26 protein-coding genes are annotated in these 20759 nt (G+C 40.2%); 18 read left to right on the top strand and 8 right to left on the bottom strand.

Annotated elements, in window-relative coordinates; genetic code table 11:
* Positions 1–2: 2 nt before the first annotated feature.
* The 9 genes from CYJ57_RS03015 (at position 3) to CYJ57_RS02985 (ending at position 5726) form a co-directional block, all read left to right on the top strand.
* Positions 3–980 carry a hyaluronate lyase N-terminal domain-containing protein gene (locus CYJ57_RS03015; protein WP_180764366.1) on the top strand — a complete coding sequence of 326 codons (978 nt, stop codon included), beginning with the start codon at positions 3–5 and terminating at the stop codon, positions 978–980.
* Positions 981–982: 2 nt separating this feature from the next.
* Positions 983–1789, top strand: a complete 807-nt coding sequence (locus CYJ57_RS03010) for a hypothetical protein (RefSeq protein WP_101954014.1) — start codon at positions 983–985, stop codon at positions 1787–1789.
* 113 nt (positions 1790–1902) lie between these two features.
* Positions 1903–3267, top strand: coding sequence for a gp58-like family protein (locus CYJ57_RS03005; RefSeq protein ID WP_101954013.1), 1365 nt, complete (start codon positions 1903–1905; stop codon positions 3265–3267).
* A gap of 19 nt (positions 3268–3286) precedes the next feature.
* Positions 3287–3448: a hypothetical protein gene (locus CYJ57_RS07795; RefSeq protein WP_180764365.1), complete on the top strand. Its 162-nt coding sequence runs from the start codon at positions 3287–3289 to the stop codon at positions 3446–3448.
* Positions 3438–3797, top strand: coding sequence for a hypothetical protein (locus CYJ57_RS03000; RefSeq protein ID WP_101954012.1), 360 nt, complete (start codon positions 3438–3440; stop codon positions 3795–3797). Before CYJ57_RS07795 ends, CYJ57_RS03000 begins: the two co-directional genes overlap by 11 nt.
* 19 nt (positions 3798–3816) lie before the next feature.
* Positions 3817–3945, top strand: a complete 129-nt coding sequence (locus CYJ57_RS08045) for a CD1375 family protein (protein ID WP_280522414.1) — start codon at positions 3817–3819, stop codon at positions 3943–3945.
* A gap of 12 nt (positions 3946–3957) precedes the next feature.
* A complete protein-coding gene (locus CYJ57_RS02995) occupies positions 3958–4395 on the top strand; it encodes a hypothetical protein (protein WP_101954011.1) in 438 nt (145 codons plus the stop codon).
* Positions 4395–4673, top strand: a complete 279-nt coding sequence (locus CYJ57_RS02990) for a holin (protein WP_101954010.1) — start codon at positions 4395–4397, stop codon at positions 4671–4673. The genes CYJ57_RS02995 and CYJ57_RS02990 overlap by 1 nt, the downstream gene beginning before the upstream one ends.
* A gap of 69 nt (positions 4674–4742) precedes the next feature.
* On the top strand, positions 4743–5726 hold the full coding sequence (locus tag CYJ57_RS02985; RefSeq protein WP_101954009.1) for an N-acetylmuramoyl-L-alanine amidase: 984 nt from the start codon (positions 4743–4745) through the stop codon (positions 5724–5726).
* A 48-nt stretch (positions 5727–5774) separates the two neighbouring features.
* Here CYJ57_RS02985 and CYJ57_RS02980 read toward each other — a convergent pair whose 3' ends face one another.
* The 6 genes from CYJ57_RS02980 to CYJ57_RS02955 all read right to left on the bottom strand — a co-directional run bounded on the left by CYJ57_RS02980 (position 5775) and on the right by CYJ57_RS02955 (position 10268).
* The gene (locus tag CYJ57_RS02980) at positions 5775–6173 is read right to left on the bottom strand and encodes a type II toxin-antitoxin system PemK/MazF family toxin (protein ID WP_101954008.1); all 399 of its coding nucleotides are present in this window, start codon (positions 6171–6173) and stop codon (positions 5775–5777) included.
* Entirely contained in the window at positions 6173–6784 is a 612-nt protein-coding gene (locus CYJ57_RS02975; RefSeq protein WP_101954007.1) for a Panacea domain-containing protein, read from the bottom strand. The genes CYJ57_RS02980 and CYJ57_RS02975 overlap by 1 nt, the downstream gene beginning before the upstream one ends.
* Positions 6785–7234: 450 nt before the next feature.
* Positions 7235–7363, bottom strand: coding sequence for a hypothetical protein (locus CYJ57_RS08040; RefSeq protein WP_280522413.1), 129 nt, complete (start codon positions 7361–7363; stop codon positions 7235–7237).
* 367 nt (positions 7364–7730) lie between these two features.
* On the bottom strand, positions 7731–8360 hold the full coding sequence (locus tag CYJ57_RS02965; RefSeq protein WP_101954005.1) for a hypothetical protein: 630 nt from the start codon (positions 8358–8360) through the stop codon (positions 7731–7733).
* Positions 8361–8673: 313 nt separating this feature from the next.
* Positions 8674–9597: an HNH endonuclease gene (locus tag CYJ57_RS02960; protein WP_101954004.1), complete on the bottom strand. Its 924-nt coding sequence runs from the start codon at positions 9595–9597 to the stop codon at positions 8674–8676.
* A 188-nt stretch (positions 9598–9785) separates the two neighbouring features.
* Positions 9786–10268: a ComE operon protein 2 gene (locus tag CYJ57_RS02955; RefSeq protein WP_101954003.1), complete on the bottom strand. Its 483-nt coding sequence runs from the start codon at positions 10266–10268 to the stop codon at positions 9786–9788.
* A 141-nt stretch (positions 10269–10409) separates the two neighbouring features.
* On the opposite strand from CYJ57_RS02955, the gene CYJ57_RS02950 reads away from it, so the two are divergent.
* The 5 genes from CYJ57_RS02950 to queG all read left to right on the top strand — a co-directional run bounded on the left by CYJ57_RS02950 (position 10410) and on the right by queG (position 15128).
* Positions 10410–11522, top strand: a complete 1113-nt coding sequence (locus CYJ57_RS02950) for a M20/M25/M40 family metallo-hydrolase (RefSeq protein WP_101954002.1) — start codon at positions 10410–10412, stop codon at positions 11520–11522.
* Between the two features lie 14 nt (positions 11523–11536).
* Positions 11537–12736, top strand: a complete 1200-nt coding sequence (locus tag CYJ57_RS02945; RefSeq protein WP_101954001.1) for a M20 metallopeptidase family protein — start codon at positions 11537–11539, stop codon at positions 12734–12736.
* A 91-nt stretch (positions 12737–12827) separates the two neighbouring features.
* A complete protein-coding gene (locus tag CYJ57_RS02940) occupies positions 12828–13172 on the top strand; it encodes a hypothetical protein (RefSeq protein ID WP_006700683.1) in 345 nt (114 codons plus the stop codon).
* A gap of 26 nt (positions 13173–13198) precedes the next feature.
* Positions 13199–13936: a gamma-glutamyl-gamma-aminobutyrate hydrolase family protein gene (locus tag CYJ57_RS02935; protein WP_101954000.1), complete on the top strand. Its 738-nt coding sequence runs from the start codon at positions 13199–13201 to the stop codon at positions 13934–13936.
* Between the two features lie 16 nt (positions 13937–13952).
* Positions 13953–15128, top strand: coding sequence for a tRNA epoxyqueuosine(34) reductase QueG (gene queG, locus CYJ57_RS02930; protein WP_101953999.1), 1176 nt, complete (start codon positions 13953–13955; stop codon positions 15126–15128).
* Between the two features lie 81 nt (positions 15129–15209).
* Here queG and CYJ57_RS02925 read toward each other — a convergent pair whose 3' ends face one another.
* Both CYJ57_RS02925 and CYJ57_RS02920 read right to left on the bottom strand, forming a co-directional pair.
* Entirely contained in the window at positions 15210–16727 is a 1518-nt protein-coding gene (locus tag CYJ57_RS02925; protein ID WP_101953998.1) for a helicase HerA-like domain-containing protein, read from the bottom strand.
* Positions 16728–16752: 25 nt separating this feature from the next.
* Complete coding sequence (locus tag CYJ57_RS02920; protein WP_101953997.1) at positions 16753–17841, bottom strand: M24 family metallopeptidase; 1089 nt, start codon at positions 17839–17841, stop codon at positions 16753–16755.
* Between the two features lie 123 nt (positions 17842–17964).
* Here CYJ57_RS02920 and CYJ57_RS02915 point away from each other — a divergent pair, with 123 nt between their 5' ends.
* Genes CYJ57_RS02915 through CYJ57_RS02900 form a run of 4 tightly spaced genes read left to right on the top strand, consistent with a single transcriptional unit; the run spans position 17965 to position 20735 of the window.
* Entirely contained in the window at positions 17965–18573 is a 609-nt protein-coding gene (locus tag CYJ57_RS02915) for a TVP38/TMEM64 family protein (protein ID WP_101953996.1), read from the top strand.
* Positions 18574–18584: 11 nt separating this feature from the next.
* Positions 18585–18878, top strand: coding sequence for a membrane protein insertion efficiency factor YidD (yidD, locus tag CYJ57_RS02910; protein ID WP_101953995.1), 294 nt, complete (start codon positions 18585–18587; stop codon positions 18876–18878).
* 41 nt (positions 18879–18919) lie between these two features.
* On the top strand, positions 18920–19771 hold the full coding sequence (gene cdaA, locus CYJ57_RS02905) for a diadenylate cyclase CdaA (protein ID WP_244896572.1): 852 nt from the start codon (positions 18920–18922) through the stop codon (positions 19769–19771).
* Entirely contained in the window at positions 19764–20735 is a 972-nt protein-coding gene (locus tag CYJ57_RS02900) for a CdaR family protein (protein ID WP_101953993.1), read from the top strand. Before cdaA ends, CYJ57_RS02900 begins: the two co-directional genes overlap by 8 nt.
* The last annotated feature ends 24 nt before the right edge of the window (positions 20736–20759 follow it).

Below are 20759 nucleotides of genomic sequence, written 5' to 3'. Positions count from 1 at the left end.
TTTTGGCAGAAGAAATAAATGTACGTGTTAAACACAAAGGTATGACGAGTGGCGAGTGGAAGTTGTCACCAGTCATATTGCTTGAACGAGAACTTGGGGTTGCCACAGATACTGGTGAAGTGCGTGTAGGTAACGGTACGGACAAATGGTCAGCGTTGCCGATTATTAAAGGTGCAAAGGGCGACAAAGGCGAATCTGTCACGGTATCTAAAATGAGCAAAGACAGCCGAGGTAACACGATTATCAAATTTAGCGATGGTGAAACCGTCACGATTGAAAAAGGTGACAAAGGGGATTCCATCACGGTTTCAAGTCACAAAAAAGACCGTCAAGGTAACACCGTCATTAATTTTAGTGATGGAAGTAACGTTACCGTTGACAAAGGCGATTCGATTAAGGTTGAATCCACATCAACGGACAGCAAAGGTAACACGTTGGTTAAGTTCAGTGATGGCAGTAGTGCTACGATTGCGAAAGGCGAAAAGGGCGACCCTTTAAAATTTGAGGATTTAACACAAGAGCAAATCAATCAGATTAAAGCGAAAGACGTTGACATGTCTAATTATGCGACTAAAGATGATTTAGCAAAGGTTGATGTAAGCAGTCAATTAGAGGGTTATGCGAAGAAAGACCACACGCACGAAATCGAAGACGTGGACGGTCTACAAACCGAGCTAGACGGCAAGGCGAATAAATCAGATTTAAGTTCAATCGATATGAGTGGCTATGCTAAAGCAACCGATTTAGATAAGAAAGCTAATTCAACACATACGCATGAAATTAGCGATATAAACGGATTGCAAACTAAATTAGACGACAAAGCAGAAAGAAACCATACGCACGCTCAATATTTAACGGTTGTGGACGCAGATAAACGTTATTCGAAAGACAATAATTCCGTTCAATTAAAAGTGATGAGTGAAGATGAATTTAACCGACTATCTGTTAAAAACTCGAATTGTTTTTACTTGGTGGTGTAGCTATGAAATTTATGACATCAGATAACAAGCAAGTAAAGCGAATTTACACAGGCGAAAATTTAATATTTATCAACAATCCCACAAAAGAAGAGGAGATTCTCTCGAGAAAAGGGGAGTTGGTAAGAAATTTGGATAGAACTTCACCATTGAAAAGCAAATACGGTGTATTCAAAGGCACTAAAGGTGCAGGTGCTGGGACATACATCTTCGTGCTTGAAGCCGAGGAAGAAGATGCTAAGAAGATAAAAACTTACGAGAGCCAAGGTGGCGTTAAAGAATATCCGTTCGCAAGAGTTTTTGGGAACGTCTATGTTGCGGAACATCAAAAAACATCAGGCGAAGACGCTAATTTTGGCTATTCGAACGATGGCGATAGTGACACAGTTAACCCATTCAAACTATCAATTTATCGAGAAGCCACTTCTCCGAGTATAGCGACTACCGCAAACCTTAGGAAAATTTATAAAGGTAACAATCTCGTGTGGTCAGGATTTGTAAACATATTAATGCGATGGGAGAGAGAATATAATAACGTTGCTAAAATTTATTATTATCCTTGGAAAATCAAACCTCAACGAGGAAAAACATATCGAATGGTATTAAATCAATATGACGGCAGTAAATATACAGTCGCTGGCGTGCTGTTAGCCGATGGGAGAGAAGTACGGTTAAAAAACACTAACGGAGAAAGTTTGAATGCCAATCGTATATTGTCAGGACAAGGTTACGTTTCAGGCGATTTATTAGAGGGGTCTATTGGAGTCACTTTTGGAACTAGTGAAGTAGACATCAAAGTTCTCACAACTTAGTAGGTATCACTATTTTGAACACAATTAAGCATACCGCTCCTGATATATACGCGGTGTTAAATATAGCTTAATGAGCAGAGTTTATATTTTTATAAGAAAGTAGGTGATAACCATTGAAAATAAATTTAAACGATTTAACGTTTAAAGATGGAAAATATACTTATACATTTACTCCTGAAAGAGACATGCAGTCGATTGAATTGGAATCGGACTGCTATGGAGACTTAGCCATTAATCATATGCAAGTTGAACGAAATCCCGATGCGACTTATTTTGTTCCTCCGGAGGTCTACGAGGGAAATTTAAGTGGTATTTTTAAGAACTTAAAAGAAATTAATGCTGAAATGAAAGACGAAGAAAATTCTGAGTTATGGTCAAGGATACGCATTAATGTGGGTGGCATGATGAGAAAGTACCATCATGATCATATTTCAACTGAAATTGTTGAAACAGCAAATGGGATAGGCATTCGTATTGATGATGTTGAGAAGAGCCTAAAACATGAAATAGCAGCAACATCAGAGGCTTTGCAAGTTAAATTATCATCGACAGATAGCAGAGTAACACAACTTGCTGCAACGGCGAATGGAATTCAGTTGAGTGTAAAGGACCTGAAGTCGGATACTGAAGCATCTATTAATCAATTAAAAGGCCTCATTGACTTAAAAGTAACGAGGTCACAAGTAGAAGGAATCATCAGAAACTCTGGTGATTCTATTTATTTAGCTGTAAAAGACAAGATTCCTGACTCGAAAATGACAGCGAGTGAGATAAAAAGTGCATTGAATTTATCCAGGGACGGAGTTCGAATTCAAGGCAAGAACATCATGCTGGATGGGAATTCTTATATCTCCAGTGGTGTAATTAAAGATGCGCACATTGGTAGTTTAAATGCGAGCAAGATTAACGCAGGAACTATAAACGCAGCAAATGTCCGGATTATCAACTTAGACATTAATAATTTAACGGGAAATCGAGCTGATTTCATTCAAACATACTGGAACGGCATTAATAGTCGGATTTCAATTAATGCGAACGGGTTGACAGCAACGCATAGAGACGGAAGTAAGACGATTATTAATGCACAGGGTCTTTATACACAAGTTGGCGGAACAAATTATCACACCCATTATCTGATGCATATTCAAGAGGTTTCGAACGTACTCAATGATGGCTCCGACCACTCACGAATTATCGACCCATTGGGGGTTCACCCATGGCACCATTGGGTGCAACTACCAGCTGTATTCAAAGGAAAAAGATTTAAAGCGATCGCTTCGATATCCGATACGATGACATTTAACTCACCTGATTATTCAAGCGGACGTTTACAGTTGCTCAGAACAGTTTGCTATGTTGATGCGTATGATTACGAGAATGCAAAAGTCGGTTTGGTTGGATACGCACACGTTTACGAACCGAGCCGAGGCAAACGTTGGAATTATCCGATTCGAGCGATGGTAAGTGTGACTTATTGATATAGGAAAGGAAGATATTATGCGACACATCGAAAAGACACTCGAAGAGTTATCAACTGAGAATTGTAATCTCAGGATTGAGAAAAATTTATTATTAGTGCAATTAGCAGAAGCTGAAGAAGAATTGGCAGCGTTGAAGAAAACCGAAGAAAAGGAAAAGGAGAATGAAAATGAATTATAGAATTGCAAATCCATCTTATTATAAAACAGCAACGAATATGACAGAGATCCAAATTATTTGTGACTCGCCTTATACTGTTGTAACTCGTGATGTTGTGGGTGACTTGACTGGACAATCAAAAGAAAAACAAATTCAAGCCGTACTAGATCAACTCGCAATGGAGTTTGATCCAACTGATAAAATCAAAGAGCTTGATGCGACATTTAGTCAAAAGATAAGTGAAATGGATGCTTTTATCGAAAAATCAAAAGAAGAATTTGGCAGCATTAAAACGCAGTATGACCTGATGAATGACACGATGTTGGATGCAGTTGAGATGTTAGGTTCACTTGTTGAAACAAAAGAATAAATCGAGAGGAGAATATAGAATGGCAAAATTCTTAGCGGTAAATATTATTAATGGGAAGTATACGTTTGATCGAGTGCCTAAATTTTTAAAAGAAAAAGTCAAAGAGATTTTGATTGATATGGGAGCTGAAGATTTAATCACAGAATAGAGAGAGTGAAACATGATTTATGATTCATTAGTAGAATATCTAACTTTAGTCGCAGGTATCGTTAGTCCTCTTGTGCTTATTTTGGGATTTGGCTATCAATACTTTATAAAGCCTTGGGAAAAGCGTAAGGCAAAGGAAGCCGAGAAAGCACAACAGGAGCGACTAGCGCAAGAAAAGAATTATCAGGATAAGATGCTTGAAATTGCAAGGCGGCAAATTGAACCGATTCATGCTGTGTTAGAGGAAATCAAAGAAATCACAGTGGACAGTGAGTATGATCGCAAGCACTTGAACAAGGTCACAAAACAAAACTCTAAGCGAATTGAGAAAGCTGAAGATAAATTAGATGACCACGCTGAACGTCTTATTGTGCTTGAAGCAAGATCAGATTCGGGATCTCAAGAAGTAATCTACAAAGAAAAATACGGAAATATAAAGGAGACGAAATAATGGATATTTTAATCGAATTATTTAAAGAGGCAGAACTTGTTGCAATTGTATTGATTCCAGTAGTGAGTGGGATAGTGGAGGTATTTAAACGTGCATTTACGATTAATGAACGTTATCTACCATTATTATCGCTCATCACAGGTATTGTGTTAAATGCAACCTTTGCAATGTTGTCAAATGCGCCAATGCAGAATGCGATTTTAGTGGGGGCAATTGGCGGGTTAGGAGCAAGTGGATTGTACGATAATTTGCAAGTTGGGAAGTTAGACGGAAGATAGCAGATATAACTAGCGCTTAGATACGTTTGTATCTTTGCGCTTTTTTATTTTATAGAAAGGAGAAACGAAATGGCAAAACTTTATCCAATTGAACAAGACATAACAAATATAAATATAGGTGGGTGGAATAATCCTCAATGGATCGTCATTCACTTTGTAGGAGCGGCAGGTCAAGCGAGAGATAACGCTAATTATTTTAGAAACGTATATCGAGAGGCATCAGCACATTACTTTGTGGATCCACACCGAATCATTCAGGTAGTGCCTGATAATCGACAAGGCTGGCACGTCGGAGATGGGTTTAATTCTGGAAGAGGACAGTTCAACGGGTATCATCGTTATGGCGCAACGAATCGGAATTCTATTGGTATTGAAATGTGTCAAGATACATCCACTGGGAATAATGTATGGGAATGGCAACCTCATGCTAAGACTTATGAACAGGTGCTGTTATTAACTCAGCACTTGCAACGGAAATATAATATCCCTGATGAACGAGTGATACGTCATTTTGATGCATCAGGTAAATCGTGTCCTGGGTGCTGGATGAAGAATAATTGGGAAAAATGGCACAAATTCAAACGTGATCTCGAAGCATTAAATAAGGGTACATTGAATTTCAAAGAACCTAAGATTCAGCCGAAAGAGAAGCCGGCACAACCTACTAACTCACAAGATATGTATACGATCCAAGTTGGAGATTCACTCTCTAAAATCGCTAAAAAATTCAATGTAACAGTGAAAGAGTTAGTAGAATGGAATGACATAAAGAATCCTGACTTGATCTATCCGGAATCACGTATCATCGTTAAGAAAGCAAAAGAAGTGAGTAAACATGGTAGATTCAGATTTAACACCACGGTCAATGTGCGCAATCTACCACAAGCGACAGGACACGTTCCAGCAAAGTATTATAAGGATGAAATCGTGTATTACGATGACTATAAGGATATCGATGGCATGAGATGGCTCAAGTATACCTCGTATGATGGGCGGACACGATGGATATCGGCAGGGACGAAAGATAAACCGTATGGGGAGTTTATAGAATAAAATACCTCAATAATAAAGTGCCCCCACCTTAATTGGTGGGGGGATCAATTATACAATGTTTTTGTTTTCTTTCCAATCAATGAATGTTTGACATTCGCATTTCTCTTGAACGTTTTTTAGCTTTTTTATAATAGTATCTAATAATGCTTCTGGAATATGACCAGCTATTTTTGCATTATTATTATCAGATTGGTATATGTATCTTAAATCTATGTAAGAAACTCTTTTTAATTTATTGTTACGGGTAGGTCTAATTTCAAAGTGGTTATCATCATCTTTGAAACGTTTATCTGTAGACATTTTGAGTAAATAACAATGATCGTCAGTAAAATTAAAATCAGATATTACTAAAAAAGGTCTCATAGAGGTTTTAACATCTATTGAATTGTCGTCGAGGAACGGAATGTGTTTAAGTAAAATATAATCTCCCTGTTCATAGTAAAACATTAATAGGCTACCAACTCTCCGCAATCTTTGTATACAAATATCTCTTGGCCAACAACGTTTAAAAAGTCACGTTCTAAATTTTTTTTATCTTCATCAGTCAATTCAGTTTCTGAAGGTTCATATATATAAGTGTTTCCGCCAATAGTAAATCTTTCTTCTCTTGGAGGATTTAATTGACGATTAATAAAATCTTTATAGTACTGAGCCATGCTATCTCTATCGATAATAACTTTATTGTAAGGCCCAACAGAATTTTCGTGAACCTTCCAAGGTTCTTCTTGATGTGTCATTTCTACTAGTTCATCGGCTGTAAAATTATCAAACAGATTTAACGTGCTTTTTAAAATTGAAATAGTTTCTTCCATTAAATTGCATACGGTCTCATTCCACAGGTCAAAATATCGATATTGTACGTAAGCAGACCTAACAACAGGTCCTTCTGACCAAGCTTCTATAGGTTCGGGGAAAAGCTCGATGTTGTTAGTTACCAAGCTTATAATATTACTATAATATAAAAGTTTTTGAAGTTTTAAATTTCCTTTTTTAGAAGGGAATTTCATATCACTACCGTTGTTAATCAACCATATACTTATGTCTTTTACTGAATCCAACGCGACTTCCTCCTTTCAATCATATCTTTTATAAGATAATGACATTATAACACACAGAAAAAACAAATACATGAAACGCATATTATTTATGAGTAACCCCTTTTGATATAGCTTGATCATCAGATAGTGAGTTGTAATACTTACATAATTTGTACGCTATACCGATTCTCATGTTTTCGATTTTACTGCCATATCTCCTATAATTATCTAGTGATTGAGTAGCAATGCCAGTAGCTTTAGAAATTTGATAAGATGTAATGTCGCTTTCTAGTAATTTTTTAATATAGTCTGTATTAATTATCATTTTTATCATCATCTTTCTTATTAAAGGTCGACCATACAACTAGACAACATAGCATTACGAAAATAAACTCTTTCATTGTCATCCAACCTTTCTATTGTTATAATTAGGGAAGAGGGGGAGCGCAGCCCCCTGTACCCTATAGGCGATTACTTAGAGGTCTTGTTATTCTTCTTAGTGTCGCCTTTTTTACTGACTTCAATTAATTTTGCAACGCTTGCTATTAAAGCGCCAATTCCGCCAGCTAATGTTCCAATTGCTTTCAACCATTCTTCCATTACCTCACCTCCTTTACTATCTATATTATACAGTTATAACTGTATAAAGTCAACCCTTTTTCCTTTTATTTTTAATAAAACCCCATTTTTTATTGGGGTTTTGTAGAATGTAATAGAAAATATATTTTCGGCAAGTTTTTGGCAACTTTTTTAAAATGCTCGCTAAAATCGCTTTGTGACAAGGTTTCTTTTCGAGTTGCGCTTCCATGGTAAGGAAGAGGTCGTCAGTTCGATTCTGACAGGTGGCTTATTTTTATTCCAAAAAGGTTAAATAATATTTTTGAACTGTTATAAGCCCTATAAATAACCCCACTCTATATCTTTTAGATAGGAGTGGGATTTTTAAAATGTGTAAATTTTCCTCGGTTTATTTTTTATTCAAATATACGTTCGATAGATTACTTACATCAATTTTGTATCCTTCTTCTAGCTTGAGTTCCATTTGATCTACGCCTCTGAACATATTTTCACCAAGAATTTCAGTGGTAACAAGGTATCCATCCTTATCGGTTACAAATACATTGCCAGACTGTTCTTTTTCTGTCGTCGCAATATATGTACCCGGTTCAACGTCAATTCCAACGATCCAAAATCCTGCATGGATTTCTTCGTGTTTCTCCTCAGGACCAACCGGTGTAAAGGTGACTGAATCCAATCCTATAATTTCAATTTTTTCGCCCCCGGTCAGATATACCCTAATTTGTTCGACTCCACCGAAATGATTAAAGCCAAGCACTTCATTAAGAAGAAGAGAGGATTTATCTTTTTGGTTTATCATTATATTTCCACTATCTTCTTCGTCTGATGGCTTAATATTATATCTACCTGGCTCAATATCTTCTCCTACGATCCATTCTCCCGAAGAAAGTTCGGTGGGCTTGATATTTTGAGAAGAAGTGATTAATGCTTCATAATCTGTTAATTCTAATCCATATGCAACTGCAGAATGACTGTTAAATAAGCATACAAAAATAAGCATCAGTAACAATTTTTTCATGATAATCCTGTTTCTATAAATTCATTATCCCAATAACTTTTACTTAATAAGTAGTTTTTTCAATCTTATTATATTTATTATGATTGCTTATTTCAATTTTCATGTATTTTTAAAAAATAATGTGATATGTTATATGCCCCCTAAAAATTAGAGTTAAAAACTAACTTTTAGGGGTCACATCATTTAAGATTTTTATTTAATTATTCATTTTTGCTCGGATATTGATCTGTGATAGTGGTACTAAGTTTATAATTATATTATATGAGCCTTTATTTTAGTAAATTAGATAATAATATAATCTCTAAGTATTTAATTATAATATCTTATCTGACTTAGTCCGATTACATTTCCAGCAAAGTGTTTGTAAATTATCTTCAGTTGACAATCCACCTTTTGATACTGGAATAATATGGTCAACTTCAAGTAGTAGTAAATCTTGATCTTTTGTTGATACTTTGCAATTCTGGCACGTATAACGGTCTCTTTGCTTTATTTTTTCTCTAAATTTCTTCGTCATGAGGGAACGCTGAGCTTTAGCACTTTTTTTATATTTGATTCTATCTGATATATATTTCATTGTTTCTTCTATTACGGGTTCGTCTAGTGTAATAGTTGTTGTTTGACTACTATTTCCACCCGCGCTAACATATTCAAATACGTAATCGACATATTCAACGTTTAAATCAGGTATATCAACTTCTAATCTCTTCATCAACTCATCTCGATAATGTTTTCGAATAAATTTTGGTGGATTAAAGTCATCTTCAATTTTACGTTGGCGCTTATTTAAGTTATCAATAGCGTTATTCAATCGATATATATTTTCGGATAGTTCTTGAAGCGTATTTAAGTTATTTTCATTAGCTCCAATATTAAAGTACTTACAAAGGTATTTAATGGGCTCTTCTGACGCTCTTCTGACAACTTGAAGCGACGCCTGATGAACGTGCTTATCATGTAATGATTTTTTATTTTTATCGCGTTTCATATTATATTTACTTTTATTTTCAAATTTAGCAAGATGAGAGTTTGAGAATTGTGTATTATCTGCGACAAAATCATGTTCTCTAGGCATGGTCTTAACGTATTCGGAGATTTCATTGTACTCGCGTACCATGTTTGAGACCTTTTGTTTTTGTTCTAGAAAATGTTCGCTTTTAAAATACCTCTCTTTTCGTATGTAGCGTATCAATCGATACAAAATATAAATTGTTAAAACTAATGGTATGATTACCATTTTATCCCTCCTACAAAATAATTTTCCTAATAATATGCGCCTACTTATCGACTATCATATCATAATATTTGTCATTGATTAATCTTAATATAAAATCTTTACCGCTTCTATACTGATCAATAGTCTGTATTAGAACTCCAATTGCTTTGGCAATCAAATAGCTTGTTTCCTCAGATACTAACATTATTTTACTGGTAATCGATGTTTTTGAGGTGGAGGGTTTTGATTTGTTCGAATAGATCCGGGCTGAGTTCGTGTTTGGTCACTTGGATGTCGCATTCTTTGAACAAATCAATAGCATTGGGGTCATTGCGGTAATCGTAGAGATAATGAACTTTTTTAATGCCAGCTTGAATAATAACTTTTGTACAATTATAACAAGGGAAATGCGTAATATAAATTTCTGCGCCGTCAGTCGAAGTTCCCATCTTGGCGCATTGGATTACTGCATTCACTTCGGCATGGATGGTACGAATACAGTGCCCGTCCACTACAAAACATCCGTGGTCAATGCAGTGTGTTAGGCCGGAAACTGAGCCATTATACCCTGTTGCTACAATCCGGTTATTTCTTACAATGACGGCTCCAACCATCAGTCGGTCGCAGGTGCTTCGGGTTGAAATCACTAGACTTTGTGCCATAAAGTAATCTGTCCAACTAATTCGTTCCATTTGCGTCACCTCATTTGATAATCTTTTCGCTTTTAATTCTATCATGAATTCAAGTCAGTTATAAGTCTATTGATTGATATTGCTTCTCGATTCATCCTATGATTAAATAATGACAAGTACGAGCGATGAAGGAGAAAATATATGAAAGAACGGACATTAACGTTATTGGAAGAGATGTTGCGAATTCATTCACCCAGTCGTCATGAGCATCAAATGACGGAATATTTAGTGAAGTATTTGAATAACATGGGAGCCCGGATCTACCTGCATGAAAATCAAGCTCAGTATGGCGGGGATTCGCCAGTGATTTTTGCCGAGATATTGGGAACGCTCGATGCGCCACCCGTTACTTTAAATGCACACACCGATGTGATTGAGCCCAATGCAGGACTTAATATTATTAAAGATGGAAATCAATGGCGGACGGATGGCACAACGACGCTCGGTGGAGATGACAAGGCGGGACTCGCCGTAATTCTCGGTGCCATAGATTATTTAAAGCGCCACGCGATTCCGCATCGGACATTTTATTTAGTCATTACACCTGGGGAAGAACAAGGAATGCTCGGCGCCCGGCATATTAACTGGGAGGAAGTTGATGCTGAGATGACTTTACCTAAAAATATGATCGTCTTTGATAATGCCGGTCGAGCCAATCGGGTCGCATACCAAGCACCTTGTTCGTATCATTTCGAAGTGACAATTCATGGGCGAAAAGCCCATGCAGGTATTGAGCCGGAAGCGGGGGTCAATGCGATCCAACTCGCAAGTCGAATTATTAGCGACCTACCTCTACTTCGGATTGATTCGGACACCACCGCAAATATCTCGACTGTTCAATCGGATTTTCCGACAAATGTAGTGCCGGATCGGTGTACATTTACTGGAGAAGTTCGGGCGCAAAGTCAAGAACGTGCGGATCAAATCCTAGCTCAATATGAATCAATTGTCCAGCAACACGTAGGAGATTCAAATTGCTATGACTTTAAAGCAACGTTAGATTATCCAGCGTTGCGCTCAAAAGACGGAGGGGCGTTCGTTCAAGAGGTGATTGAAGCCTATCAAGCGGTAGGTGTTCAAGCGGAGCCACAGATTATTGGTGGCGGATCGGATGCGAATTTCTTTGCGGCGGAAGGATTTAATGCAGCCATTGTCGGTGTGGGGATGCAACAAGTTCACACAACTGAAGAGTACTTAGAGATTGATCAACTGCTTTTAACAACGGAGATGTTAGTTCATTATTTAACCCAATAAGGAAGAGAAAAGATATGAATCCAAAATTATTATTACAACTCGCACAACAAATCTTACCTCAAACCATCCAATGGCGAAGAGCACTACATCAAATACCTGAACTCGGGCTGGAATTGCCAAAGACGGTCGCTTATGTCTGTAGTGTGTTAGATGAATTGGGTATTGAATATGATTCACATTATATCGATGGAAATGGGATTGTAGCCTTAATTCATGGGGAGCAATCCTCTAATAAAGTATTAGCTTTACGTGCAGATATGGATGGCTTACCGATTGAAGAGGACACGGGGATGGATTTTGCTTCGACCAATGGCGCCATGCATGCGTGTGGTCATGATGCACATACCGCCGTTCTGTTGTCGGTTGCAGCGATCTTATCGCAACATCGCGATCAATTTGCGGGAACGGTCAAATTGATTTTCCAGCCGGGTGAAGAATATCCTGGCGGAGCTTTGCCGATGATTAAAGAAGGTGCGCTGGAAAATCCTACCGTGACACGAATTTATGGAATGCACCAAGGACAACTTGACAGTCAACAACCCGAAGGAACGATTGGCTTGATTGAAGGGCCAATGATGGCTTCGATGGATCGATTCTTAATTGAAGTGCAAGGCAAAGGGTACCATGGTGCCTATCCAGAATTAAGTCATGATCCGATTGTCGCAACCGGTCAACTGATTACGGCGCTTCAAACGATTAAATCTCGCAATATTTCAGCTTTTGATCCATCAATCTTATCGATTACCCGTATACAAGGTGGCTTTAATCAAAATATTATTCCCGATACCGTTGAGTTGGAGGGCACGGTCCGTACTTACAGCAATCAACTGAGAGAGAATATTCACCACCGAATTCAAGGGATTGCGGATGGAGTTGCGCAAGCATTCGATGTGCAATGCAAGGTCACGTATGATTACAAATACCCTGCGATTATTAATACGCCTGAAGCTGTTGAAGAAGCCCATCAAGTGCTAGAAGAAGTTCTGGGCGAAGATGTATTATATACTTTGCCGCAACCTCTGATGTCTTCTGAGGACTTTGCCTTTTACCTAGAGGAAGTCCCAGGCGCCTTTATTTACTTAAGTAACCCTGGCCACATCGAAGGCCAATTCCACGGCCATCACCATCCAAAGTTCGATATTAACGAAGATTATCTCGAACTCGCCATCCAAACGTTTTTAGTTTTGACGTTGGATTATTTGAAGACTGCATAAAATCAAGTGGATATTTCATTTGAGATAATAACTTCTCCCACTTCCCTTATCGAACGTTTGTTCGTATAATAGAAGGTGGGAGGTGAAGTTGATGCGTTCGATTCGATACTATGAAGGGCAGCGCTACTTTAATGTGAAGTCCTTTCTCAAGGAGAAAGGCTATAAAATCCAAACGGAATATCATCTTTTTAATGACCATATCCAAATCAAAGAGCGCTGGTGTGAGATATGGTCGCTTCACTTAGACTTGGGGGCGGAGAATTATTTGATCGTACGGCAAAAACAACCGCCTTATGCGGTCTATATTATTGATGTAGCGGGGACGATGATTACTTCGCAAGCGGTGAAGCAGTATATTGAGTCGGGGATTGTTCCAGAAGGTAGAGATTATCTTGAGGGGATTCCTCCAGAAGTGTACAATGGAGACAATCATTAGTATCAAGAGATTAGAAGAGGTGGAGCATGAGAAGACCTATTATTGGTATTACGATGGATGTGGGTGCGATGCAAGCGAGTGGGACTTATACGGGGCTCACGGTGCATTATGCACAAGCAGCCTTTGCGGAAGCCGTTGAAGCAGCGGGCGGGATACCGTACCTTATTCCTTTGAATGCCCAAGCTTATTTGAGTGAAGTGATCGAGTTAATCGACGGATTGATCTTAATCGGTGGCAGTGATGTGGGGCCGATCCATTATCAACAACAGCCGCGTGAGAAGTTAGGTCTGATCAAGCCGGATCGCGATTTGAACGATATTGCATTGTTTAAAGCAGCAGTAGCAGCGCAAATACCAGTATTAGGAGTCTGTCGGGGGATGCAACTGCTGAATGCGGTCTTAGGTGGTACGTTGCATCAAGATTTGTCAGAGAATCCGAACATCTCGATACAACATGATCAGAAGTCGGCGCCGAATGTTGTGACACATACGATTGAAGTAGAATCTCAAAGTTATTGGAGTCGTCTCGTGACCGACCAAAGTTATGTGAACTCGTATCATCATCAAGTGATTGATCAATTGGCTCCGGGCTTGAAAGCAACGGTATTTAGTCCAGATCAAGTGATTGAAGCAGTGGAGAGTGAAGAAGAGGTGCCGCTCATTCTAGGCGTACAATGGCATCCTGAGACACTCTATCAAGATGCTTCAGATCAGTTAGCGATATTTCAAGATTTGATTCAACGAGCGAATCATTATCGCCAATAACGAGAGGGGGATGGGTATGCAAGAAGCAGGCAATCAAACGTTCAAAGAAGCGATTCGCGCTTATGCGCACTCGATTGGCATTGATAAGATTGGCTTTACCCATGCAGAACCTTTTCTAGCGTTGGAACCGAAATTACGTAAACAACAAGCGCTTGGTCATCAATCTGGCTTTGAGCACCCGGTCATTGAGGAGCGTATCTATCCGGAGTTGACCTTACCGAAGGCGCAATCGTTCATTTCGATTGCGTTAGCCTATCCGAGTCGGCCGAAGCAACGGGTTGAGACGCGGAAAGGCGAACCGCGGGGAAGTTTCGCGCGAGCCTCTTGGGGAATTGACTATCATCATATTTTGCGAGAGAAGTTAGCGTTATTGGTATCCTATATCGAACAATCAGCGGAAGATTATGGCATCGAAGCGGGGCAGATGGTTTCGATGGTGGATACGGGAGAATTCTCGGATGTCTCAGTGGCTGCCCGTGCGGGGCTCGGGTTTATCGGGCGTAACGGCTTATTAATCTCACGTGAATTCGGCTCGTATATGTATTTGGGGGAGATTCTAACATCAATTACCTTTGAGCCCGATCCACTGGTAGATTATGATTGCGGCGATTGTGACCGTTGCATTCGAGGATGTCCAACACAAGCGTTGTTAGGGGATGGTAGTATGAATGCTAAGCGCTGTCTGTCGTATCAGACACAGACGAAGACGCTAATGCCTCGGGAATTTCGCAAGCCGATGGGACGGGTGATTTATGGGTGTGATATTTGTCAGATTATCTGTCCGTACAATCGTGGAATCGACGTTCATCATCATCCAGAGATGGAACCGGAAGGGGAAGTCGTCTTTCCAGAGTTAAAGCCAATGCTGAAGATGAGTAATCGTGAGTTCAAGGCGAAGTTTGGCCATCTGGCAGGGTCTTGGCGAGGTAAAAAACCACTGCAACGCAATGCCATTATTGCGTTGGCGAATTATCAAGAGATGACGGCAGTGCCCATCTTATTAGAGTTGATAGAAGAAGATCCACGACCGGAGATTCGTGCCACTGCTGCCTGGGCGCTTGGTGAGATGCCAGATCTAAAGGGAAATCAAGAAGTGATTCGATTGCTCAAACGGACTCGAGAACAAGAATCCGATTCGCTGATCCAAGCAGAATATGACGATGCGATTTACCAACTTGAAATGCATAGATAAAAATAGACCGTTCGTTCTGAGAGAAAGCTCAGGTCGAACGGTCTTTAAATTGTTGAGCATTCGTCGCTCAATAATCCATGATTATTTATGGTTAAACATCCCGGTAACACCACGGGTAATGGCACGTCCCATCTCGCGGCCAACTGCACTCATCATATTCTTCGTAAAGCGATCCATCGGTGAGTCGCTGTTACGACGGCGCTTCGGCTGAGCAGATTGCGTGACCGCTTCTTTCAATGTATCAAAGATTGAATCTTTTTGCGGTGTATCGAGCGGAACTTCGGAGACTTCGGCCGATTGACCAGCTTGAATTAAAGCTTCCTCCTGTTCTTTCACAAGTGCTTGCAGGACTTCATGGGCACTTTCACGGTTAATCATTTCACCGTATTTCTCCATTAAGTCAGATTGATTGATCACTTGTAATAGGCGGCTCGGCTCAATCGTTCCGATCTTACTCATCGGTGGATAAATAATTGCTTTCTCAACGGAAGTAGGTACCCCGTCCGAATCTAAGACAGAGACAACGGCTTCTCCGACTTGTAAGTCTTGGATAACGCGCGGTAAGTCCATTGAGTCGTCCTGACGGAACGTTTCGGCGACACTTTGAATTGTTCGGATTTCTTTTGGCGTATAGGCACGTAGACCGTGTTGGATCCGGTGTCCTAGTTGACTGCTGACCGAATCGGGTAGGTCGGTTGGGTTTTGGGTGACGAAGAAGACACCAACCCCTTTTGAACGAATCAAGCGAACGACTTGCTCAATTTTGTCAACTAATGCTTTCGGGGTATCTTTGAATAAAGAGTGTGCTTCATCAAAGAAGAATACCATTTTGGGTTTGTCTAAGTCGCCAACTTCAGGCAGCTGTTCAAATAATTCCGAGAGTAACGCGAGTAAGACTGTCGAATACAAGATTGGCTGGTTATAGAGCTTGATGGCGTTGAGAATATGAATATACCCACGCCCTTGCTCGTCGGTTGAGAAAAAGTCGTCCAACTCAATGGCAGGTTCGCGAAAGAATTGTTGGCCACCTTGATTTTCAAGCACTAAAATACTGCGTAAGATGACACCAATCGACGCTTTGGAGATATTGCCATAATGTCCGCTAAGCTCTTTGGCATGTTCGCCGACATAATTCAACATAGCGCGCAAGTCCATTAAGTCGATTAATAGAAGTCCTTGCTCATCAGCCACGCTAAAGACAATATTCAATATACCCGCTTGCGTCTCATTCAGGCCGAGCAGTCTAGCGAGTAAGACTGGGCCCATTTCTGATACAGTCATGCGCAACGGAATTCCCGACTCTCCACTAACATCCCATAGGTGGACTGGGAACCCTTGCGGCTCGTAGTCGTCATAGTGGGTAGCTTTGAGGCGGTCTTCAAGCCCTTCACCTGAATTCGCATCGACAATACTCATAATATCGCCTTTAATATCGGATAGAAATACTGGAATTCCGGCTTGGCTGAGTTGTTCGGCTAACACTTTTAAGGTGATGGTCTTACCCGTCCCGGTCGCACCGGCGATAATGCCGTGACGATTGAGCTTGTCGGTCTGTAACGCAATGGGGTGCGTACTGTAACCTAGCTTAATTTGCGCCATAAGTCATGACCTCCTTCTAATTAATTTAATGGTCTGATAAATCCGGATTAATAATGAGTAATTCTTTGGTAAAGTGATTTAACACTTCGCAACCATCTTCGGTAACAGCAACTAAGTCTTCAATTCGGACTCCAAAGTTATCTGGTAAATAAACACCGGGTTCAATCGAGAAGACTTGGTTGACTTGGCATGGTTCTTCATTGAATTTAGAGACATCACCCGCTTCATGTGCCTCTTGTCCGATAAAGTGTCCTAAGCGGTGAGTGAAGTATTTGCCGTAACCTGCGCAATCAATGTGGCGACGAGCGGTTTGGTCGATTTCGCAAAGCGGTACACCTGGCTTCACCGCTTCAATGGCTGCTTCATTCGCATGCTTCACCACGCGATAAACTTCTAGAGCTCTTGGGCGGGGCGTGCCAACACAGATGGTCCGTGTCATATCAGACGCGTATCCTTTATAGAGACCGCCGATATCAATAATCACCAGGTCACCTTGCTTTAAGGTTGCATCCCCATTGACGTGGTGCGGGTCTGATCCATTAGCGCCGTAGGCAATAATTGGTTCAAAAGAGACGCTCTCGTGACCTGTTTCAGCGTAGAGTTGCTTCGCATAATCGGCCATTTCGCGTTCACTTAATGGGTCTTCTTCTAATTTCTTAATGACTTGCGCCATGACTTGGTCGTTTAATCGTGAAGCTTCGCGCATAATCGCAAGTTCTTCTTCAGTCTTAATTGCACGTAAGCCGTCGATTAAGTCGGTACGATCTACCGGTTGTAGATTTGGTTTGGCTTGCATTAAGCGTAGTAAGAAATGACTAGGCCAATATTTATCGATACTTGTTACCCCATCAAGTAGATGTTCTGCCATCGCTTCAACCGCTGGTTCGCCGTCGTGATAGGTCACTACGTTGACACCTTCCAGATGTTGATAAGGAGGGAACAAGTCATTCAAAATCAATGTCAGTGGGCCTTCCACCGGCACGATCAGTGCTAAGAGACGTTCGCCGGGGTCCGTATAGTATCCGGTTAAGTAGCGAATACTGTAAGGGTCCGACACAATCATGTTCGCAACATTTGCTGCTTGCATCGCTTCGGTCAATCGTTTCAAATTCATTTGATATTCTCCTTCTCAAGTTGGATTCACTTTCTATATCTATCTATAGTATAATGAATAAGCAATCTGATTACTATTTAAATTGTTGATTTTTTACTTTGTCAATCTAAAGGAGCTTCACTATTGAGAAGATTATCGTTAGAGACTCGGCGTCAAATCATCCGTGTTACGACCATTCTAGGAGTGATTTTGACCATCGTAGGGTCTATTTATATTAGCCGCTCTCCAATGTTTAAACCTGGAGGGGAATTTGAGGCACTCTTACGCCGGATGGGTGTTTTTGCACCGGTTTTATTTATCTTAGTTCAAACAAGTCAAATTATTTATCCGATTATTCCGCTCGGATTAACCAATGTGATTGGGGATTTAATTTTCGGGCATTTGGGAGGTTTTTTATTAAATGCGACTGGGATGATTATCGGATCAGGGATTAACTTCCATCTTGGGCGCAAATACGGCGAAGCCTTTGTGCGCGCCTTTGTGTCGGATTCGGATTTCAACCGGTATATTCAGAAGATGAATGAAGGGGAAGGGTATCGCCGTCTATTAAAAATTGGTTTTATTGCACCACTGTTCCCGGATGATATCTTTTGTATGATTTCGGGGATGTCTGATATGACGTTTAAAGAATTTATGGGTTACGTGATCAAGTATCGTCCAGCTTCGATGTTCTTGTATACATATATTGTTTCGAATGTGATTCAATTTATTTATCAATACATTCACCGTTAAGGGGTGCTCGGATGGAAAAATTATTTATTAAATTAATTCATGGCTATCAACGCTATATTTCCCCAGGGTTACCGCCAAGTTGCCGTTATCATCCGAGTTGTTCGAACTATATGATTCAAGCAATTCAAAGACATGGCATGTTCAAAGGAGTGGTCATGGGGACGGCTCGAATTATTCGGTGCAATCCATTTGTCAAAGGGGGCATCGATTATGTCCCCGATTACTTTACGATCCATCGGAATCCACTCTCACCGGAAGAACAACATGAAGTTGAATTGGCTAGGATGATGAACCAAAAATTGTGATATAATATGGAGAACGAACTGAGAAGAAAGTGGGTGTGATTGTGCAAGAATTTATTTCGCAATATATAACGGACCAACCACTCATCCGTCTATTAGATATTTTAGTGGTTTGGTATTTAATTTATTTGCTCCTGATGAATGCTCGCGGCAGCCAAATTATGAACTTACTTAAAGGGGTCGGCATTATTATTACCGCGAAGTTCATTACGGGACTGATAGGTCTACATACGGTCGACTGGCTTATAGGACAAGTACTGTCATGGGGGGTTGTCGCTTTAATTATTTTATTCCAACCCGAACTGCGTCGCGCGCTTGAAGTGATCGGACGGGACTTATTCCGCAATAAGCGCTATACCAAAAATGCCAGCGTCAAGATGATTGAAGAGCTAGAAAAGTCTCTATATTATATGTCGCGCCGGAAGATTGGGGCGCTGATTTCAATTGAAGGAACGGACTCGCTAGAAGAGTATGTTGCGACAGGCATTCCATTGAAAGCAGAGACGAGTAACCAGTTGTTGATTAATATCTTTATTCCAAATACTCCACTTCATGACGGGGCTGTAATTATTAAAGATTTCAAAATTATGGCAGCGTCTTGTTACTTGCCACTCTCAAATAGCACCCATATTCCGAAAGAATTAGGGACACGTCACCGTGCAGCAATCGGCTTAAGTGAATTAACCGATGCGGTAACCTTAATTGTTTCTGAAGAGACGGGCGATATTAGTATCGCAGTAGGTGATGAATTATATCGAGGAATTCAAGGGGAAGAATTAACAGACTTATTGATGAAATATTTATATACTAACGATGAAGAAGCACAGGAAACCTTATGGAATCAAATTATTAGCTTCCTAACTGTTCCGATGAAAGGAGGCAATCGAAATGATTGATAAATTTTTAAAAGACCGACGAGGGGCCGCGGGTGTCTCCTTAATCATTGCGATTTTCCTCTATTTATTTGTAGCTTCGGAGAACAACGCTTTGCGTTTCCAACGAGCAGCGAACCAACAATTTGCGAGTGTCAATGTGACTGAGACACTCTCCAATGTTCCGGTTGCGGTCGGTGAAATCGATGAAGGGCAATTTATTAGTGGCTTACCAGAATCTGTTCAAGTCCGACTAACTGGACCACGGAACGTGATTAATCAAGTTATTGATGGCAATCTAATTGTTATGACTGAAGATCTTAAGGGGAAATCCCCGGGGAACCAATATATTCGTCTTGTATTACCGGATTTACCTTCTTCCGTTGATTACCAGATCACACCGTCACAGCGTTATGTAAAAATTTCGACGATTAAATCTCAATCTTTAACGGTAGGTTATGAATTAGATCCAGAGCTGGTAGCAAATGGACTTGAAGTTAAACAAGTGACTCTCGCTCCGAAACAAGTGACTTTAACCGGGGACGAAGATGTTATTAATCAGATCAGCCGAGCGTACATTTATATTACGCGCTCTGAGCGCATGAGTGAGTCTTTTACAGATAAGTATCAGATTCGGGTGGTGAATCAGCAAGGCGAAGTGTTAGACGTCAATGCAGACATTACAGAAGTAGAAGCCCAGGTGGAGATTGGTCGACCAAGTAAGAAAGTTGATTTAACGGTGGTACCATTTGGTGAGAATCCAAATCGTTATCGGTATACGTATCAACTGCAAGAACCGAGTCAAGTAGAAATTGTCGGTAATCGTGCCTCGTTAGATATTATTGATCAACTCGACTTAGTCGTCGATGTCACAGGTATTACGCAAAGTGGTGACGTGGACGCAGAAATCCAATTGCCACGTGGCGTGGAATTAGTTGAGGACCTCAATCCTACGATTCACGTCGAAGTAGAACCAATTAGTGAATAGTACTTTAAGAGATGAACATAAAAG

Source organism: Falseniella ignava (assembly GCF_002847645.1).
Taxonomy (GTDB): Bacteria; Bacillota; Bacilli; order Lactobacillales; family Aerococcaceae; genus Falseniella; species Falseniella ignava.
Note: the sequence above shows the minus strand (reverse complement) of the source record. Positions and strands in the feature narration are given on the sequence as shown.

Coding starts and splice junctions, on each gene's coding strand:
- CYJ57_RS08040 (WP_280522413.1), bottom strand. CDS start 7,363: ATGGAAGAATGGTTGAAAGCAATTGGAACATTAGCTGGCGGAATTGGC.
- yidD (WP_101953995.1), top strand. CDS start 18,585: ATGGAAAAATTATTTATTAAATTAATTCATGGCTATCAACGCTATATT.
- CYJ57_RS02900 (WP_101953993.1), top strand. CDS start 19,764: ATGATTGATAAATTTTTAAAAGACCGACGAGGGGCCGCGGGTGTCTCC.
- CYJ57_RS02945 (WP_101954001.1), top strand. CDS start 11,537: ATGAATCCAAAATTATTATTACAACTCGCACAACAAATCTTACCTCAA.
- CYJ57_RS02965 (WP_101954005.1), bottom strand. CDS start 8,360: ATGAAAAAATTGTTACTGATGCTTATTTTTGTATGCTTATTTAACAGT.
- CYJ57_RS02925 (WP_101953998.1), bottom strand. CDS start 16,727: ATGGCGCAAATTAAGCTAGGTTACAGTACGCACCCCATTGCGTTACAG.
- CYJ57_RS02935 (WP_101954000.1), top strand. CDS start 13,199: ATGAGAAGACCTATTATTGGTATTACGATGGATGTGGGTGCGATGCAA.
- CYJ57_RS02960 (WP_101954004.1), bottom strand. CDS start 9,597: ATGGTAATCATACCATTAGTTTTAACAATTTATATTTTGTATCGATTG.
- CYJ57_RS02950 (WP_101954002.1), top strand. CDS start 10,410: ATGAAAGAACGGACATTAACGTTATTGGAAGAGATGTTGCGAATTCAT.
- CYJ57_RS07795 (WP_180764365.1), top strand. CDS start 3,287: ATGCGACACATCGAAAAGACACTCGAAGAGTTATCAACTGAGAATTGT.
- CYJ57_RS02990 (WP_101954010.1), top strand. CDS start 4,395: ATGGATATTTTAATCGAATTATTTAAAGAGGCAGAACTTGTTGCAATT.
- CYJ57_RS08045 (WP_280522414.1), top strand. CDS start 3,817: ATGGCAAAATTCTTAGCGGTAAATATTATTAATGGGAAGTATACGTTT.
- CYJ57_RS02955 (WP_101954003.1), bottom strand. CDS start 10,268: ATGGAACGAATTAGTTGGACAGATTACTTTATGGCACAAAGTCTAGTG.
- CYJ57_RS02995 (WP_101954011.1), top strand. CDS start 3,958: ATGATTTATGATTCATTAGTAGAATATCTAACTTTAGTCGCAGGTATC.
- CYJ57_RS02940 (WP_006700683.1), top strand. CDS start 12,828: ATGCGTTCGATTCGATACTATGAAGGGCAGCGCTACTTTAATGTGAAG.
- queG (WP_101953999.1), top strand. CDS start 13,953: ATGCAAGAAGCAGGCAATCAAACGTTCAAAGAAGCGATTCGCGCTTAT.
- CYJ57_RS03010 (WP_101954014.1), top strand. CDS start 983: ATGAAATTTATGACATCAGATAACAAGCAAGTAAAGCGAATTTACACA.
- CYJ57_RS03000 (WP_101954012.1), top strand. CDS start 3,438: ATGAATTATAGAATTGCAAATCCATCTTATTATAAAACAGCAACGAAT.
- CYJ57_RS02985 (WP_101954009.1), top strand. CDS start 4,743: ATGGCAAAACTTTATCCAATTGAACAAGACATAACAAATATAAATATA.
- CYJ57_RS02980 (WP_101954008.1), bottom strand. CDS start 6,173: ATGTTTTACTATGAACAGGGAGATTATATTTTACTTAAACACATTCCG.
- CYJ57_RS02920 (WP_101953997.1), bottom strand. CDS start 17,841: ATGAATTTGAAACGATTGACCGAAGCGATGCAAGCAGCAAATGTTGCG.